The organism is Kiloniella laminariae, assembly GCF_027214005.1.
Lineage (GTDB): Bacteria > Pseudomonadota > Alphaproteobacteria > Kiloniellales > Kiloniellaceae > Kiloniella > Kiloniella laminariae_A.
In genome coordinates, this window is record NZ_JAPWGY010000002.1 from 885565 (window position 1) to 903523 (window position 17959).

Consider the following 17959-nt stretch of genomic DNA (forward strand, 5'->3'; position numbering starts at 1 on the left):
TCTGTATAGAAGATCACGGAGAGTATTCATGCGTTTTGTTCTTTTCATCTTTGTACTTTGTCTGACTTCAGCAGGGCTTTCCCTTAAAAGCCGGAGTGCGCTTGCTTCGCAAATCACCGGGAACAGCGATGTTTGCGCAAGTATCATTTCCTCGGCAGAACAGCGTGAAACTATTCCCCTTCATCTTCTCCGTGCGATCTCTCTTGTCGAATCTGGAAAGTGGGACAAGGAAAAAGGGGCAAGAGTTGCCTGGCCCTGGACAGTCATGGCAGAAGGCAAAGGGAGATATCTACCTACCAAACAGGCTGCTATTGCAGAAGTAGAAAAGCTAAAAGCCAAAGGTGTCCGCAACATTGATGTCGGTTGCATGCAGGTTAACCTGCATCACCATGCCAAGGCCTTTCCCTCACTCGAAGATGCTTTTGATCCCCACAAGAATGTCGCCTATGCCGCCCAATTCCTGACCCGGCTACGACAGGATTCACCTTCCTGGACCGCCGCTGTCGGTCGATATCACTCTAACAACCAAAAATTCAGTACACCTTACCGCAAGAAAGTTCTGACCGCCTGGCGTGATGAAAAACATCGTCTGAACAAGGAAGCCAGACGCCAGGAACTGGCCCAAAGAGTTGAAAACAAGGCCGATATTAAAAAAGCCCGCAATCCCGGTGGTATTGCAACATCCCACATCAAGTCAGAGACGACTGCCAGACTGGTCGACAAGGTGCCCTCGAGCATTCCGTCCAACAGTCCCCGCAAAACGGAGGTCGCGACTTCTTCCGCATCGATACCTGAAGCAACAAATACTTCCTCACACTCCTTGTCACGTTCTGGCCCTGCCAACAGATCCATTGCAACGCGGTTACTTATGGCTCCCAAAGGCTGAAGCCATCCTGGTTTTGTACAAAGAAAAAAGTAAAAATACATAAAGGCGACAGTTCTTGTTGCGAACAAGACACCAGTACAGATCTTGTCTTTCCTGTTCGATTCAGTCGATTGACAAGCACATAAATTCTCAAGTACCTTTGGTTAAATCGTGTGGTTCCCATCCGGGATGAAAAGGGAATTTGGTGCGATCCGTCAGGATTAATTCCAAAGCTGCCCCCGCAACTGTAAGTGGTTAGATACTGTCAGATAACCCACTGATCCTTCGCCAGGATTGGGAAGGGTGACAGATATTGATAAGCCACGAGCCAGGAGACCTGCCACGCTCATTTCAACTTACGACCCGGGCGGGGTGCACCGGAGGGAGGAATTGCCATGGCAATTACGACTTCAGATTTCCAGTCTCATGATACCGTTAACACGACCAGCCGCAGTGATGATCCCAAATTCATCATTCATCGCATGATTCTAAGCGACGAATTCAACCATACTCCTGCAGAACACGCCATTATGGCCTGGCTGATCAGTCTGCCTTCAGAACTTGATCCAGCTCTTGCAGCCAAACGGCTGGTAAACAAATACGCAGACGACGAAGCCTGCTTTCGCGACGATGCCGTCAAAACCCTCAATTTCCTGAGGCAAACAGCAGAGTTCCCGCATGCGCGTCTTTCTTTGTGTAGAAGTAATCACAGAAAGCGGCGACGGTATAACGCCTGAACATCACCAACAAGCGGGAGCAGTCTTTTTTCAGCCAAAGCATGAAAGACAACTGCTCCCGTTCTTACCATCTTTGAACAACAGGAAGACGGTGTTTCTGCTTCTTTTTGGGCGAGGTTCGACAAGGGGAAGAAAATCAAGATAGCTGTTGGGCATTTCTATATCTTTGGCTATACCGGAAGGTCTAACGATCTCTCGATGATGGATCGGTTCCAGTGACACTCTAGTCGAAGAGATCCTCTTGCCAGAACATTACAGGCGTATCTTACTGCTCACCACTCCCCTCATCCTCTCAAATCTGACCGTTCCCCTGCTTGGCGCTGTCGATACTGCGGTAATGGGGCATCTGCCTGACCCGGCCTACATAGGAGGGGTAGCGATTGGTGGAACCGTGTTCAGTTTCCTTTTCTGGGGTTTCGGCTTCCTTAAAATGGGGACTGTAGGATTTGCGGCCCAGGCTTTCGGAGCCGGGAACGTCGCAGAACAACGCGCCGTGTTTCTCCGTCCTCTTGTCCTGGCTCTCATCTTGGGTAGCTTGCTGGTTCTGCTTCAGGTTCCCTTGCTCAAACTCTGCATTGGCCTGCTTGACGGCAGTAAACAGGTTCAGGACCTGGCTCTGGAATACAGTTTGATCAGAATCTGGAGCGCTCCGGTTTCTCTGGCCAACTATGCGATTATCGGCTGGCTTCTAGGCAAGGGCGAACCCAAACTCACCTTTGTCCTTCAACTCGTCATCAACAGTGTTAACATCCTGCTGGATCTGGTTTTTGTCGTTGGATTAGGCTGGGGCGTAGAAGGAGTTGCCCTGGCCACCGTTATTGCCGAGGTCGTCGGCTTTGCCAGCGGCCTAGCCATCATTCTTTCACATCCCCTTTCTATCAGAAACAGACAGGACTGGGCAGGAGTTCTGAACCCGGAAAAACTAAAGTCTCTTTTCAAAGTGAACAGGGATATTTTCATCCGTACACTCTGCCTGATCTTCGCCTTTGCCTACTTCACCAGAATCAGTGCCAGTTTCGGCGATACAATTCTAGCTGCCAATGCTGTGCTCATTCATTTTCTGTATTTCGCTTCATATGGCCTGGATGGTTTCGCACATGCGGCCGAGATCACGACAGGGCAGGCAAAGGGCCAAAACAACAACATGGCCTTCCGCTCGGCAGTTAAGGCCAGTTCGCTTCTGGCCATTCTCTCCGCTGTGATTTTTGCCCTGATTTTTCTTATCTCTGGCCCTTATATCATCAATCTTTTCACGGATATTCCTGAAGTACGTGAGCAGTCCAGACACTATATGATCTGGCTTGTCCTTATACCGATAGCAGGTGTGGGGGGATTCCAATTCGATGGTATTTTTATTGGCACGACACAAACGCGCGAACTGCGTAACGCCATGATCCAGTCATTACTGATCTTTCTGGGCGCCATCACATTGCTGGTGCCCTTGTGGCAGAATAACGGGCTATGGCTTTCGATGTTGCTCTACATGTCGGCCAGAGGCCTTACCCTTTGGCGCTATTACCCCGGGTTGGCCAAATCAATCGGGTAATACCTAGTCATCTGACTGCGGCAGAGAAACAACCAGGGAAAGACCTCCATCTCCCCGATTTTCAGCACGAACAAAACCACCAATAGCCTCGACATTTCGGCGAACAATCCACAGCCCGATGCCCATGTGGTTCCCCGGGTTGTCTTCCCCGTCGGCCATGGGTTTACGTTCGCGATAAGATACATAACGCTCAAAGATTCGCTCAAGCTCGCTGCCCGGAACTCCTGGTCCCCGGTCTCGAACAGCCAATTCAGCCGTTTTCTTTCCGTTCATCAACTCGACTGAAACGGTCGTTCCACGAGGTGAGGCTTCCAGGGCATTGTCGATAATGTTTTCGATAATGGTCTCCAGAACTTCCTCACCTGCAAGTACGGTTATTCCATGGTCGATTGCACTTTGCAGGATCAGTCCGCGGGCATTAAAACTCCCGCTATAAGCCTCAAGCATACGTAGCAACAAAGCGGAAAGATCAATTTTTTCCCGCGGAGGGTTCAGCAACTCTGCCGAAGTGTGTTCCAGCTGTCGCGCCGTGGACACAAGGTTCTCCAGCCGGTCGAGTGCTTCCTCCACCACCTGCAAAGCCCGGCGTCCCCGCTTGTTGTCCAGATCAACCGTGCGGTTGAGCGGTTCCAGTGCTTGCCGGATAATTGCCAGGGGCGTTTTAAACGCATGTGCGTTGTCTTCTGCCGCCCGCCTGATGGAATCAGAGGATTCCTGCAGGGTTTGTGTCATCTTGTCAAACTCATGCGCAACAGGTTCGAGTTCAGGCACTCTGTTCTCAACAGAAAAACTGCTCTTCCCTGCCCGCCCCTCTCTGATTCCTCTGGCCAGATCGCGAAAACGGGTCAGGTCGCGCCATACGGTGAAAACGAGAAAGGTGAGGATCAAAGCCATACCCAGATAGATCCCGGCAGCGATCTGCACCTCCAGGGTTTTCCAATAGGGTTGGCCGATAGAAGAACCGAGAAAGGCTTCTGCTGACTGGGTCGCAATAACCACCCAACAACCTGCTTCGGTTTGAATAGCTGTCATCGAAGTAAGCAGCTCTTCAATTCCGCTGGGGCGTAGATGGCGCAAGGCCATGGGGCGCTCTATCAAACAGCTGGCTGTCAGGTTATCAAAAACCCCCTGCTCGATCAGTGTTTCCTTTTCCTTTCGGAGAGCATCCGTCGAAAGGCGAGGTTCAGAAGCGACAAAGAAGACTCCCTGGCTTCCCTGTTCCCCTATCGGTCGGAAGAGAATCTTGATGCCGTTGTTCTTTGTCGCAAGACGCTGAATTTCTTCCGGCAATTCCAGTAGCGTGGAAGGTCCGGCACTCTCAAGCATCGGGCGCAGGCTTTCGGCCATGAGCCGCCCCTGTTCACGCACAGCATTGAGAACGATGTGCTGACGATCCAGATCTGCCTGGCGAAATTCCTGATAGAGCAACGCTGGAACAGCAAAGAACACCAGCACCATAATCACAAACTTGGCAAAGAGCGAATGCACTGCCCGATTCAGGGGCGATCGCCTGACCTTGTATCCAGCTGCTGTTTGGCTCAATGCACTCTTTGTGTTCACGTTATCGCTGCCAGACTATTCCGGTGTTCCGGTAGCCCCGGCAGGACGCCAGCGATACCCAAATCCGGGATAATTCTCGATCTGCTCAAAGCTGTCGTCGAGCTCTCGAAATTTCTTGCGGATACGTTTGATAAAAGAGCGAACGTTCGCTTTGTACCCATCAGAACCATATCCCGCGACAAAGTCCTTGCCGTGAACAAGGTCATATATCTGCCTGTAGCTGATATCATTTCCTTCATTACCAGCTAGAAAGCAGACAATGGCAAACTCGGTCAGGGTCAGATCAAGCTGCTCTCCTTTCCAATAGGCCCGTCTGATGTCTTCACGAATTTCAAGGCCACCGACCTTGGCGCTAGAAGGCGAATTCGGCAGAGAATCATCTTCATGCGTAGAAAGTATACCTTTCGTCCCTTCGGAAATCAGCCGAAGGCGCTGTAAAATAATCGGCAGTCGGCGTGACTTGTCTATAAAATCTACCGCGCCCCATCGCAGGGCAGCCTCTTCATAGATTTCATCACTCAGCATGGTCAGAAAAATGACGGGATTATCCATGCGGGCTTCGCGCAAGCGACGCAACACAGCCAAGCCGTCCAGACCAGGCATCCGCCAGTCCAGAAGAATGGGGTCGAGAGAAGGCTCATTTAACAGAAAGCTCAAGACATCTGACCCATTGTCAAAGTCCACAACATCGAAGCCTTCTTCAGCCAGATTTAGCCCAAGCGACTCACGAAAAAGGTCATCATCATCGACCAAGATCACTCGTGGGCTGGCGATTTCTTTTACTGCATTAGCCAACATCGTTTTCTCCCGCGAATAAAAAACATCTCAATTTCATTGTCTGCGCTATCTCTGGTCCGGAATGACCAGTAAAGTACCATTTTTGTTCAAATGAGGCTGTCTTGCCTGTTTTCCATTACTTGCTGGCAACTCGCGCAACAGGGACGCCTTATTGACCAGCTGAAGGAAACAAGCCTGAATTTCTTCTGGCCCCAATGCGTTTGGCTTACTCGGTTCCCCGCCCCCGGATAGTGCCGGCACTTTCTGAGAAGCCGGCTCATCAGAGGAGGTCTCTTTCTGATCAAGTCTGGCGCCTTCATAGGTCAGCACTCTGTAATCCCCTGCCTGATCCAGCTTGGGATAGAAGAAAACCTGCAAGCTGCAGCTCTGTGTATCATATCCCCAGACCCGTGCAGGATACACGTCCCTGATCCACACCGGCTGCCCGAGTTCCTGTTTCACTTCAAGGAATGTCTTTCCCAATAGCAATTGCACATCAGCATCCCTCTCGCCTGTAAGATCCGTATTTTCTGTATGCAAACCAAGATTCGCAATTTGCGGCGGAAGGGCAGGAACAGTCGCCGGGCGCCATTTGGGTTTTGGATAGGGAAGATCGGGAACAGCTTCCGGCTCGAACGGCTGATTGCCTCGTGTGGCGATCTGGGACGCGGTCAAACTGGTTTGCGCCTCTGCCCCTGCCTCGGAACCAGAAGGATCGCGGCCAGACAACAAGGTGCTACAGCCTGCAAGCAACAACAGGAGCGCCGAAAGCCACAGAAATCGTAACGCCTCCCCCGGATTGCCCATACCTCGAAAATATCCCGCTATTAAGTGTCTCATCACGTGTGCACTGGTTATCCCATATCGACACGAGCCCCTCAGGGCTTGTGTTTATTTTGTGGCCGAAAGGCACATCAAACGGTCCTTAAGGTGGCAACAGCCCCTGCTCGGCAGATCCAGAGCCGGGTTCTCTTGCCTCTGTGAATATGACGAGTCAGCAGTCTTGAGAAAAAACAGGACCATAATAAGGCATTTTGCCCAGAAGACTGGAAAAAACCACTCAAAACAAAATCAGGAGCCTGAAGCTCCTGATTCCAATCTCTTTTTTTGCTGGGCTTAAACCTTGTGATACTCACGATACCACTGAACAAACCTTGGCAAGCCTTCACGAATTTTCACCTTGGGTTCAAACCCCAGCTCCTTTTGCGATATATCAATATCCGCATAGGTCTCTTTGACATCACCGGGTTGCATTTCCCTGAAATTCTTGATGGCCTCTCGTCCGCAGGCCTCTTCGATCACCCCGATATAATCCATCAGGGTCTCGGTATTGTTATTTCCCAGATTGTAGACCTTGTGGGGCCGGCCCGGTACCGGTGCGACAGGCACTCTGTCCAGAGCCGAAATGACACCACTTACGATATCATCAATATAGGTAAAATCCCTGCGCATCTCGCCATTATTGAATACATCAATCGGCTTTCCCTCAAGAATAGCCTTGGTGAAGAGGTAGGCCGCCATATCCGGACGCCCCCAGGGTCCATAGACCGTAAAGAACCGCAAACCGGTCATCGGCATCCGATAAAGATGTGCATAACAATCCGACATCAACTCACAAGAACGCTTGGTCGCGGCATAAAGAGAAACCGGGTTATCAACAGGATCTTCAACAGAAAATGGCATCTTTGTATTGCCGCCATAAACCGAAGACGAACTGGCATAGACAAGATGCTGGAAATTGGGAAGGCGTCGACAAGCCTCCATAACCACCAGATGTCCCATGGAGTTTGCTTCGATATAGGCAAAGGGATTGGTCAGGGAATACCGAACACCGGCTTGAGCGGCAAGATGTACTGCGCCTGTAATATCAGGGTTTGCTTCACAAAGCGTAGGAAGAGCTTCCCGGTCAGAAATATCGAGTTTGTGAAAGCTGAAATCACTCTCACGATCTTCCAGACGCTTCAACCGGGCTTTCTTCAGATTTACATCATAATAGTCATTAAGGTTATCAACCCCGACCACGCGTTCACCCCGGTCCAGCAAGGCATGAATAAGCGTCGACCCAATAAATCCGGCAGCTCCAGTTACAAGTACAGCCACAAAATCGCTCCGTTTTTCCTGATTTCTTTGCCCAGATATACGTCTGTGATGGAATTATCGCAAGTCAAGAAACTATCGCCCTGGAGACATTGCAAGCGGGGGGATAAATCGTTATGGAGGGGGGAGAGAATGCGGAAAAAACAACTAACACGTTTTCGTCCTCGCCGGATGGCTATATGCTGTCCCAAATCCGGTGCGTCTCTTCCAAAACAATAGCCAAGACACAACCCAGCAGGACCCGAATGAAAATCTGCCAAATCTGCGCTGTAGACTTCTCCCTCTATCATATGCTCTTGCCCTTGATGAAAGGGATGAGAGAAGCCGGACACGATGTTGTGGGGGTCTGCAGCGAAGGACCGCTCGTCGAAAAGATCAGGGCAGAAGGTTTTCAGGTTGAGACCGTCGAGATCGAGCGCAGCATGAATCTCCTGTCTCATGCAAAATCTTTCCAGCAATTGACAGCCCTCTTCAAAAACGAGAAATTCGACCTTGTTCACGCCCATACACCAGTTGCCTCACTGATCGCACGTTTTGCCGCAAAAGCTGCCAGGGTCCCGAACATAGCCTATACGGCGCATGGCTTTTACTTCCATGACAACATGCCACCCCTGAAGCGCAACCTCTTCCTGAGCCTGGAGTGGCTTGCCGGACGTCAGACCAACGCCTTGATGACACAGGCACAAGAAGATGCTGAAACGGCAAAGCGATACAATCTCTGCCCGAAGGGAACGATCACAGCCATTGGCAACGGTGTTGACACGACCCGTTTTTATCCTGCAACCCCGAAATCCTATCGAAAAGCCTTGCGCACGGAATTTGGGGCACAAGAAGATGAAACAGTCATTCTGATGGTCGGGCGACTGGTCCGGGAGAAAGGCTATGTCGAACTAGTCCAGGCGATGCGCAAGGTTGATGCCACACTCTGGATTGTCGGAAGCCGTCTGGACAGCGATCATGCGTCAGACATCAACGAAGCTATTTCACTTGCAGAAACAGATCCCAAGCTCAAAAAACGCATCCGTTTCCTCGGCTACCGGACAGACGTAAACCAGATCATGCGGGCCTGTGATATTTTCACCCTTCCCTCGCACCGCGAAGGCATGCCACGCTCCATTATCGAGGCAATGATGACTGGCCTGCCCGTTGTCGCAACGGACATCCGGGGATCCCGCGAAGAAGTACTCGATGGGACGACCGGCATCCTGGTCCCTGTCCAGTCCCCTGACAAGCTTGCAGATGCACTATGCCGTCTGGTCAACAGCCCCAAACTTCGGGAGAATATGGGCAATGCCGGGCGCGAACGTGCCCTTGAGCTTTATGACGAGCAAAAGGTGATTGCTCGTCAGCTTGAAATTCTGCAGTTGGGGTAAAAACGTCTCGATGACCTCGTTTTTGACCAAAATCACTGTCGGAATTTACGGTTGCACAGCCAGTTTTCTGACACCTGTGGTTAAACATCATCTCAGAAAAAGAAGAACCCGCGGGAAGGAACACCCGCAACGCCACAACGAGCGGCTGGGGTATGCTGGCGAGCCCCGCCCGACAGGAAAGCTGATCTGGATTCATGGTGCATCTGTCGGAGAGTCTCTTTCAATTCTGCCTCTGATTGAAGAACTGAACAAACAACAGTCTGATCTGAACTTTCTGGTAACAACCGGCACGCTAACCTCTGCACAACTCATGGCGCAACGACTGCCAACAAATGCGCGACATCAATTTATTCCGGTCGATCTGCCTGCTGCCGTTGAACGTTTTATAACGCATTGGAAACCTGATCTGGGTCTCATCGTTGAATCAGAACTTTGGCCACAACTGATCTTTCGCGCCTGCCAGCACAAGGTTCCCCTGCTTCTGGTCAACGGACGCATGTCTGGGAAATCCCTGCGATCATGGCTACGAGTACCCTTTTTCATACGTGATCTTCTTGGATGCTTTCGGTTGATCCTGGCACAATCCCGGCAGGATGCCCGACACTTTGAACAGCTCGGTGCCCCGCGTGTAAAAGACAGCGGGAATTTGAAATTCGCAGCACTTCCCCTGTTAAAGAGTCAAGACGATCTAGAGGAACTGCGCAAGCACATCGCCAACAGACCGATCTGGTTCGCCAGCTCAACCCACAGAACCGAAGAGATCTTCCTCGCAAAAGTCCAACAAAAACTCCAAAAGAGACTCCCCGGACTTCTCTGCATCATCGCCCCACGTCATCCCGAGCGTGGAGAGGAAATCCTGACAGAAATTCGGGCCGAGAGCTTAACGATCAGCTCTCGCAGCAAAAAAGAAGATATCACAGATAAAACCGATATCTATCTTGCCGACACACTCGGCGAGCTCGGCCTCTTTTATGAACTGTCCCCCGTGGTTGTCATCGGCGGGTCCCTGTTGCGTAAAGGAGGACAAAACCTCCTTGAACCAGCCCGGCAAAACTGTGCTGTGGTCTGTGGTCCGGAAATGCAAAATTTTCAGGAAATCAGTGATGCGATGGTCTCCGCCGGGGCGGTAATCAAGCTCCAGTCAATTGATGAGCTCGAAAACTGCCTTTTCTCACTTTTAAATAATCCTGAAAGATGTCAGGCCCTCGCTGGCACAGCAAAAAATTATATGGAAAGCAAAGGCCGGGAAATTCATCAGATCGCCCAAGCTGTTCTCCAGGAACTACCACGCTCCTGAACCAGTCGGACCGTCCATCTCTCTGACAAGCCCCTGGAGTTCTCCCAGACTGTCAGGGGCCATATAGCGTTCCAAAATCCGGAGCCCATTCGCCTCTCTCGAAGGGACCATACCTCTGTTAACAGCTTTTCTACTCATCAGAAGCGATCTGTATCCCTGCTCTCGCACGATCCTCTCTGTCGATGAATTGATATCCCGGCCTCCACCGAACGGCGCTGCAAAGCTTTCACTGAGATTTAAACCACTCACCTCAAGCCAATCACGACAAAGCAGGATCTCGTCATGTTGCTGTCCCTCAGACAGGGATGACAGGACATAATGTGAATGACTGTGATTACCGTAACTCACAAGCGGATGATCAAGCAGCTCCTTGCGCGAGGCGATAGCCTTAAGTAAAAGATTGAAAGCCTTGGTCGAAGGCCTCGCGGCAAAAAAACGGTTCAGGGCCAGATCAACCAGAGAGCTGTTCAATTCAGGTTTCTTGCTGGCGCGATAGAATTGTTCCGGAAGAATTGCTGCTATTTCCGGTTCGCTCTGGCAAAAGTCGAGAAAATCGGCAACCAATCCACAATTGATCAGATATCTGATCTTGTCACGCCAGAACCCCCTGCCCTCAATCAATGCGCTGTTCACATAAACGCAAGATGGTATTCCTTCATCAATTAACCAGGGAAGTGCATTGGAGAAAATCGAACTATAGGCATCGTCAAAGGTAATCGCAGCCTTTCCAGCCAGATCAGAGCCTGAGCTAATCTCATCCACGGTAACCAGATCAAAATTCTCGCGAAGCCACCGCACCTGCGCCTGAAAGACCAGGGGAGAAACATTGTGTAGCCCTTTTTCCATTCCTTCAGGAACGCGTTCAAAGGTACCGTGATAGAGCAGGATATGACAGTTATTCAGAACAAGTGACACTCAGCTTTTCCATAGCCATGGCCAGATAACAGCAGGGGCAAGCGACCTCGCGGGTTTATTCACCGTAAGCACTGACTTCTACCCGACGATCCTGGGCCTGGTCCTCTGTGTCGCTCCAGAAGCTTGCACTGCCATAGGCTTCTCCCCGAAAAACAGTTTCAATCCGTTTTTTTGCAATGCCTTTTTTCGCCAGATAGCTTTTGACACTTTCGGCGCGTTTTAACGAAAGCTTTTCGTTTGCAACAGGGTTTCCCTGTTTGTCGGCCTGGCCAACAGCACATATTTTTAGCGAAGGATGCCCGTCAATAACTTCAAACAATTGATCCAGTTGCTGTTTCGCATCCGCGGAAAGACCAGATTTCCCCACTTCGAAATACACAACTTTTTTGACCAATGCTGCTTTGTCTACGGGTTGAGAACAGTCAACCGGGCTCGCAAAAGCCGGAAGACCAAAAAGAAACGAACCCGTTGCCGTGATCAGCATCCCTGTTCTTATCTTCATTTACGTCTCCTGCTTTAATTCAGATACACTTGAAGCAGTTAAGCTACCTGACGCGCTTCCCCAGCACCAAGAAAATCGGCATAGGCATTCCTGATGACCTGTTCCGTTGCGCCTGGCTTGAAAGCATTCTGGCTCAGGCTTCGTCTCCACGCTCTTGCCCCCGGCAAACCGTTAAACAGGCCAAGCACATGTCGTGTTATGGACTTTACAGGAACGCCTTCCGCAACCTGTCTGGCCGCATAATCAGTCAACTCTGATACGATTTCCTCGCGCGTTTTGACAGCTCCCTCACCATAAAAACGTCGATCAACTTCAGCCAAAACATAGGGATTCTGATAAGCTTCCCGGCCAATCATAACCCCATCTACCTGTGTCATATGACTTTCAGCAGCATCCAGATCCTGAACACCCCCGTTCAGAATAATTTCCAGTTCAGGAAAATCCTGTTTGATCTGGTAAACAACATCGTATCGTAACGGAGGAATTTCCCGGTTCTGTTTTGGGCTCAGTCCCTCGAGCCAGGCCTTCCGGGCGTGAACAATCAGGGTTTTGCAGCCAGCTTTATCAAGCGTACCGACAAAACTGTGTAAAAACTCATAGCTGTCCTGGTCGTCAATTCCAATGCGAGTTTTTACCGTTGCTGGCAGTCCGGACTGCCGCATGGCCGCCACACTCTCGGCAACCAGTTCGGGCTCCGCCATCAAACAGGCACCAAAACGTCCCTTCTGCACCCGATCGCTGGGGCAGCCGACGTTGAGGTTAACCTCATCATAACCATAGTCTGCTGCCATGCCTGCACAAACTGCAATGGCTTCCGGGTCACTCCCCCCCAGCTGAAGGGCGACTGGATGCTCCTGTTCATCAAATCGCAGGAACCTCTCTGGATCCTTGCCATGAAGCAAAGCGCCAGTGGTTATCATTTCGGTATAGAGCACGGTATGGCGGCTGATCATGCGGAGGAACGAACGCTCATGGCGATCAGTCCAATCAAGCATTGGTGCCACACATACTTTCCTGTTCAGATCACCTTGATACAAAACCAAATCGCCTCTTCTTCCAACCGGTATTTCCAATCTCGGGTTCAGATATAGTAATTCATTTCCGCGACACCCGGCAATTCTGATGAGCCGTGGCCTGATCCCTCGTTACACTTGGGCTTTGCCCAAAAGTCTCGCGGTAGGCAATAGCGAACCTGCCCAGATGGGTAAAGCCCAAACCATAGGCAATTTCTGACACAGACGTACCTTTTTCTGTCTTCATTAATTCACAATGCGCGAGGTTCAGACGCAATCGGCGGAGATATTGCAGAGGGCTACATCCAAAATTGTGTTGAAAAGCAAGCTGCAAACAACGCCCGCTCACCCCTGCGGCTGCCGAAATATCAGCAACGGTTATCCCGTCACTCAGATTATCATGAATATAATCCTGAGCCCGACGCAGATATCGCGGTATGGCTTCGTGGCGAATATCATTCCAAAAATGACTGATGTTGCTCGGCTGGCTCGAAAGAAAATCTGTCAAAAGCTCTTCTTCAACCAGCATTTGGCCGAGGGATTGTGATTTCCCAAACAGATACCCCTGTTCGGCAGCCTGGACACAGGTTACCAATTTTTTTATCCAGGCCATCGTTTTTGGTTGATCAAACGAAATTGTTGACTGGAAAACCAGTGGCACGTTGATGGATTGTCCGAGCATTTTTTCCGCAGCATCATGAAGACTTCTCCGGTCAATGCGGACGAGAATCTTTTCACACCCCGTAAACCAGCGCATTTTGGTATATCGCGTGGGATTGAGCACCGATCCTGTTTCCTGCTGCGTCCAGACTGTCTCGGCACCGTTGGACACTTCGGCCTGGCCTTTAATCGGCAGCTGAATAAGATAAAAAGCCCCGAGCTCTCCCGGTTCTATTTCAACCGTCGCGCCATAACGCAGATAATTGAGGGAAAGGGTGTGACCAGAAACGTGGTTATAACAGGCGTCAAAGTGGTCTGTTGCGGTCACGCGATCAAGCCTGTGACCACAAAACTTGCTGGCAACAAATCCTCGCGCCGTCTCAAGTTCATCGGTTTGAAACAACCTGTGAGAGGCCAGAGGTTCACCAGAGAGAGATGACCACAGGGTACCCATTCCCTATTCTAGAAAGCATTTTAAAGTTAAAGCAAATGCTTTTGGTGGGGCTCTCGTCATTATTTTTCGTTTTTTGGACAAAGATGCACCCACCCAAGGATTAGGCTCAGCCCATAACAAAAAACACACAGGGAGTTAACAATGTCATTTACCATGGGTATTACCCCCAAAGCTGACGGTTTGGAAGGCGTCTCCTGGAACGTTGTCGGCCAGACCTACACCCCAAAACTTCACAGCGACAATGCCTTTATCTGGCATGCCACCATTCCTGCGGAAACTTTTGTCCCTCCTCATATCCACCCGACACAGGATGAATGGATTATCGTACTTGATGGCCAACTCGAGGTCGAATTTGGCCCAGATCTGTTCAAGGCTGGTCCCGGGGATACTGTCCGGATGCCCAAAGGAATCGCACACGGTATTTTCAACCGTTCGGGCGCAGAGGCAAACTGTGTATTTGGTGTTGCTCCTTCCCGAAAACTCTATGACCTGTTTGTCGTTCTTGATGGTGTCACTGATCCAGCAGAACTGGTGCGGCTTTCGGCACTCCATGAAGTTGACTTTCTCCCCCCTCCCGACACAGAGTGAGGGCATGAGATGATAAAACGCAAAACGGTCGCCATCATCGGTGGCGGTATAAGCGGTCTTGCCGCTGCCAAGGCTTTTGATGGAAAAGGCCACCGGGTCATTGGCTTCGAACGCAGTCACGATTTTGGCGGTGTATGGGAACTGTCCCGTTCCTACCCCGATGTGCAAACCCAGTCTCCCAAAGATCTTTACTGCTTCACCGATCACCCGATGCCGGACGACTACCCGGAATGGCCGAAAGGCCCGCAGGTGCATGCCTATCTGCATTCCTATGCCGACAAACACAAACTGGCCCGACTGTTTCATCTCGACACAAACATTGCTTCAATGGACCGTCGCTCAGACGGCCAACCGGGCTGGGAACTGACGCTTGAACAGGCAGGGAAAACCCGAACTGAGACATTTGATTTTGTCGCCATCTGCACCGGTCAGTTCTCGGAGAAAAACATTCTCACGCATCCGGGACAGGAGGCTTTTACCGCGCAGGGCGGACAGGTTATCCATTCTTCTGAATACACCGACCCCGCCATGGTTCGCGGAAAACGTGTTGTCGTCCTTGGCGGTTCCAAGTCAGCTACGGACATTGTTGTGAACGCGGCAAAGAACGGGGCACAATCCGTAACCTTTGTTTACCGGGAACCAGTCTGGCGCTTGCCCTATTTTCTCGGCGGGATCAACTTCAAACGCCTGTTGTTTATGCGCGCGCAGGAATGTCAGTTCAATGGCTGGAACCGGGGACTGCTCGGCAAAACTCTCGGCATACTTCTCAAGCCGTTGATCTGGGCCAATTTTCGTGGTCTGGAAACACTGATGAAGCTCCAGCTTGGCCTCAAAAAATGGAACATGATACCGGATGTCCCAATCGAAAAATCTGTTTCCTGTTCCATCCCCATTGTTACACCCGGACTGTTTGAGAGCTTCGAGAACGGGACCGTTATCCCGGTGCAAGGAACTTTCGAGCGTTACCAAGAGGATCAGGTCATCCTGTCAAACGGACAGGCTATCGGCTGTGATATCGCGATTTCGGCTGTGGGGTGGAAGCTGGGCTTGCCCTATCTGGCGCAACAGTATCAGGACAAACTGATCGATCCCGACGGACAATACAGGACTTTTCGTCTGTCGGTAAATCCCGATTTGCCTGATATGGGGTTTGTCGGTTTCAACTCGAGTTTCTGTACTGTTCTCTCAGCTGAGATGATCGCCAACTGGCTTGTGCGCTATGCCGACGGTCAATTACAGCAACAGCCATCAGACAGCGAGATGCGCGAGAATATAGAACTGATGCTCGACTGGCGCCGCAACGAACGACCGGCTGCACAGGTCTATGGCGGACTTTGTTCAGCCCCCTTCCACTATCGACATTTCGATGAATTGCTCAGGGATATGGGGGCAAAAAAGACCCGACGGAACAATCTTCTCGCAGAACAATTCTCCTATCCTGCTGCCTGGGCCTACGGTGAATTTCTCGCTTCGGCGCCTCAATACCGAACTGAATAAGAGGCGGCTACGGGCAGGGAACGGCCCTAGCTTCAAACCTGACAATCAACCTCCAAACCGCCCGGCATTATCTCCGGTCTCCTCGACCGTTGCTCCGTTTTCAACATCACAACCACTGTTTTTCAAGATCAGATCACGTAGCAACTGTCCGGCAGGACCAAGGTTTTCCTGCTGGGGGACAACCAATGTCAGCCAGAGCTTCCTCTGGCTGACATTCTCGATCTTGAGAGCAACCAGTTCACCAGAAGCGAGATCTTTCTCTATCTGATGCCGGGGCAGATGACAAAACCCCATGCCCTGATACAGGCAGGCCAGTGCAGCGCCCATGTTATCAACGGTCCAGCGTTGTTCCGCCTTAAGCCAGCCCTTGTCACCAGAATGAATTTCCATGCGTTCGGAAATAACAATCTGCAGATGCCCCTCAAGGTCGCGCAAGCTGATTTCTCCACGCGTTCGCGCCAACTCATGGCTGCGGTGCACCACAATCAACAGTTCGACCTCCGTCACGGAAGTCCCCATATGCCCTTTCGGTACAAAGCTTGTGATGGCAAGATCGACTTCCTGCTTTTCTATCGCCGCCGTGGTCGCGCCGATCACCGTATCCCTGATCCGCAGACGACATCCCCGGCTGAGCGGGTAAAAAGCCTTCAAGGTGTTGAAGAGACAACTCGTGGGAAACAGACTCTCTACCGCCAACGATAATTCCGTCTCCCACCCCTGCGATAACGAGACCGCTGTTCGTTGCAGCTCTTCAGCATTTTCAAGCAAGCGGGTGGAACGTCTGTAAAGAACTTCACCCTCTTCGGTCAGACGAACATTTTTCCCCTCAACCTGGAGCAACTGGACGTTCAGTAAATCCTGCATTTTTGCCACAGCATGATGCAGAGCCGAATGACTTTTGTTCAGTTCCCTGCCCGCTTGCGCATAACCACCGTGACGGACAATTGCATGGAACACACGCCATTGCTCAAGTGTGACAGGAGAAGCCACCTTCAATCTTTCCATTTAATAGACAGGTACATTCTAATTATAACAATTTTATTTATTTAAATAGACATTAAATCTTGTCGTATCGGATACGCAAGGAGAATCCCATGAGCAATACTCTTTTGGTTATCAACTCAAGTCCTCTGGGTCAGGGTTCAAAATCCCGCCAGTTAACCGCCAGCTTTGCCAGTAAGTGGCAGGACAAAAACCCGCAAGGTAAAATCATCGAAAGAGATTTGATCTCAACGGGTTTGAGCCATCTGGATGAAGCAACAATCGGTGCGTTTTTCACACCGGAAGATCAACGCAGCCCACAGCAGAAAGAGCTTGTTACGCTTTCGGATGCACTGGTAGCGGAGCTTTTCGAGGCAGACACCATTGTTTTAGGTGTGGCGATGCATAACTTTTCCATTCCCTCGTTGCTGAAGTCATATATTGATCAGATCGCCCGGGCGGGAAAGACCTTTTCCTACACAGAAAATGGGCCAAAAGGACTGTTACAGGACAAGACGGCATATGTGCTCTCCGCAACTGGGGGCGATTACCGCGAAGGAAGCCCGGCCAGAGCAATGAACTTTATCGACCCCTATCTGACAACCGTTCTCGGCTTTCTCGGCATCACCGACGTACATTTTATCGCCGCCGCCAATGCTGCCAAAGGTGATGAGGGCCTGATCGCTGCCCAAAGTGATTTGCGAGAAGCAATCGCGGCCTGATCGACAACCCGGCCCAAGAAGAGAAATCCAGAGAACAGGAAAGCCAACAGATAAGACAATCCGGTTCTATCAAACTTTCCCCTGACATCCCTGCTGGCATAAAAGACGCTTCCCCTTCGGAAGCGTCTTTTTGAGTCTGGATTACAGCCTGCCCAGACAACACCACTTCCACCCACACATGAAAAATTTTAGCAGTCCAATTCGCGAAAATAGTGACTTAAAAAGCAAAATACCCACAATATTTTCATAATACCCACTTATTTCCCACTTTTTTCTTGTTTGACTTTCTATTCGTTCGTATGATTTCAGCATAAATAAAAACGGCCCATAACGTTGGCCGACACAAACACCTGCATAAACAGTCGCCGTACAGGC

Annotated in this window: 17 protein-coding genes and 1 riboswitch; of the genes, 8 read left to right on the top strand and 9 right to left on the bottom strand. The window is 50.7% G+C overall.

Annotated features, from left to right (window positions below):
• The first annotated feature begins 28 nt into the window (after window positions 1-28).
• From O4H49_RS08850 to O4H49_RS08860, 3 genes are all read left to right on the top strand, one after another.
• On the top strand, window positions 29-886 hold the full coding sequence (locus O4H49_RS08850) for a transglycosylase SLT domain-containing protein (RefSeq protein WP_269423054.1): 858 nt from the start codon (window positions 29-31) through the stop codon (window positions 884-886).
• Window positions 887-1022: 136 nt separating this feature from the next.
• A riboswitch (cobalamin riboswitch) is annotated at window positions 1023-1225 on the top strand.
• Window positions 1226-1260: 35 nt separating this feature from the next.
• Window positions 1261-1602: a hypothetical protein gene (locus O4H49_RS08855; RefSeq protein ID WP_269423055.1), complete on the top strand. Its 342-nt coding sequence runs from the start codon at window positions 1261-1263 to the stop codon at window positions 1600-1602.
• Window positions 1603-1843: 241 nt separating this feature from the next.
• Window positions 1844-3148 carry an MATE family efflux transporter gene (locus O4H49_RS08860; protein ID WP_269423056.1) on the top strand — a complete coding sequence of 435 codons (1305 nt, stop codon included), beginning with the start codon at window positions 1844-1846 and terminating at the stop codon, window positions 3146-3148.
• 3 nt (window positions 3149-3151) lie between these two features.
• Here the strand turns inward: O4H49_RS08860 and O4H49_RS08865 are convergent, their stop codons facing one another.
• From O4H49_RS08865 to O4H49_RS08880, 4 genes are all read right to left on the bottom strand, one after another.
• Window positions 3152-4708, bottom strand: coding sequence for a sensor histidine kinase (locus tag O4H49_RS08865; RefSeq protein ID WP_269423057.1), 1557 nt, complete (start codon window positions 4706-4708; stop codon window positions 3152-3154).
• Window positions 4709-4723: 15 nt separating this feature from the next.
• The gene (locus O4H49_RS08870) at window positions 4724-5506 is read right to left on the bottom strand and encodes a response regulator transcription factor (protein ID WP_269423058.1); all 783 of its coding nucleotides are present in this window, start codon (window positions 5504-5506) and stop codon (window positions 4724-4726) included.
• Window positions 5507-5551: 45 nt separating this feature from the next.
• A complete protein-coding gene (locus tag O4H49_RS08875; protein WP_269423059.1) occupies window positions 5552-6325 on the bottom strand; it encodes a hypothetical protein in 774 nt (257 codons plus the stop codon).
• A gap of 276 nt (window positions 6326-6601) precedes the next feature.
• Window positions 6602-7585 (bottom strand): NAD-dependent epimerase/dehydratase family protein, encoded by a 984-nt coding sequence (locus O4H49_RS08880; protein ID WP_269423060.1) that lies wholly within the window; start codon window positions 7583-7585, stop codon window positions 6602-6604.
• A gap of 242 nt (window positions 7586-7827) precedes the next feature.
• Between O4H49_RS08880 and O4H49_RS08885 the strand changes: the two genes are divergently transcribed.
• Both O4H49_RS08885 and O4H49_RS08890 read left to right on the top strand, forming a co-directional pair.
• A complete protein-coding gene (locus O4H49_RS08885) occupies window positions 7828-8955 on the top strand; it encodes a glycosyltransferase family 4 protein (RefSeq protein WP_269423061.1) in 1128 nt (375 codons plus the stop codon).
• 10 nt (window positions 8956-8965) lie between these two features.
• The gene (locus O4H49_RS08890) at window positions 8966-10252 is read left to right on the top strand and encodes a 3-deoxy-D-manno-octulosonic acid transferase (RefSeq protein WP_269423062.1); all 1287 of its coding nucleotides are present in this window, start codon (window positions 8966-8968) and stop codon (window positions 10250-10252) included.
• On the opposite strand, the gene O4H49_RS08895 is transcribed toward O4H49_RS08890, so the two are convergent.
• The 4 genes from O4H49_RS08895 to O4H49_RS08910 all read right to left on the bottom strand — a co-directional run bounded on the left by O4H49_RS08895 (window position 10238) and on the right by O4H49_RS08910 (window position 13796).
• On the bottom strand, window positions 10238-11167 hold the full coding sequence (locus tag O4H49_RS08895) for a polysaccharide deacetylase family protein (protein WP_269423063.1): 930 nt from the start codon (window positions 11165-11167) through the stop codon (window positions 10238-10240). The two genes, O4H49_RS08890 and O4H49_RS08895, sit on opposite strands and share 15 nt — an antisense overlap.
• Before the next feature lie 55 nt (window positions 11168-11222).
• Window positions 11223-11669: an OmpA family protein gene (locus tag O4H49_RS08900; RefSeq protein ID WP_269423064.1), complete on the bottom strand. Its 447-nt coding sequence runs from the start codon at window positions 11667-11669 to the stop codon at window positions 11223-11225.
• Window positions 11670-11707: 38 nt separating this feature from the next.
• Window positions 11708-12691 (bottom strand): tRNA dihydrouridine(20/20a) synthase DusA, encoded by a 984-nt coding sequence (dusA, locus tag O4H49_RS08905; protein WP_269423106.1) that lies wholly within the window; start codon window positions 12689-12691, stop codon window positions 11708-11710.
• 73 nt (window positions 12692-12764) lie between these two features.
• Window positions 12765-13796, bottom strand: a complete 1032-nt coding sequence (locus O4H49_RS08910) for an AraC family transcriptional regulator (protein WP_269423065.1) — start codon at window positions 13794-13796, stop codon at window positions 12765-12767.
• Window positions 13797-13937: 141 nt separating this feature from the next.
• Between O4H49_RS08910 and O4H49_RS08915 the strand changes: the two genes are divergently transcribed.
• Both O4H49_RS08915 and O4H49_RS08920 read left to right on the top strand, forming a co-directional pair.
• Window positions 13938-14384 carry a cupin domain-containing protein gene (locus tag O4H49_RS08915; protein WP_269423066.1) on the top strand — a complete coding sequence of 149 codons (447 nt, stop codon included), beginning with the start codon at window positions 13938-13940 and terminating at the stop codon, window positions 14382-14384.
• A 9-nt stretch (window positions 14385-14393) separates the two neighbouring features.
• Window positions 14394-15881, top strand: coding sequence for a flavin-containing monooxygenase (locus tag O4H49_RS08920; RefSeq protein WP_269423067.1), 1488 nt, complete (start codon window positions 14394-14396; stop codon window positions 15879-15881).
• 45 nt (window positions 15882-15926) lie between these two features.
• Here O4H49_RS08920 and O4H49_RS08925 read toward each other — a convergent pair whose 3' ends face one another.
• Complete coding sequence (locus tag O4H49_RS08925) at window positions 15927-16871, bottom strand: LysR family transcriptional regulator (protein ID WP_269423068.1); 945 nt, start codon at window positions 16869-16871, stop codon at window positions 15927-15929.
• Between the two features lie 104 nt (window positions 16872-16975).
• On the opposite strand from O4H49_RS08925, the gene O4H49_RS08930 reads away from it, so the two are divergent.
• Window positions 16976-17584, top strand: a complete 609-nt coding sequence (locus tag O4H49_RS08930; protein WP_269423069.1) for an FMN-dependent NADH-azoreductase — start codon at window positions 16976-16978, stop codon at window positions 17582-17584.
• Window positions 17585-17959: the final 375 nt, after the last annotated feature.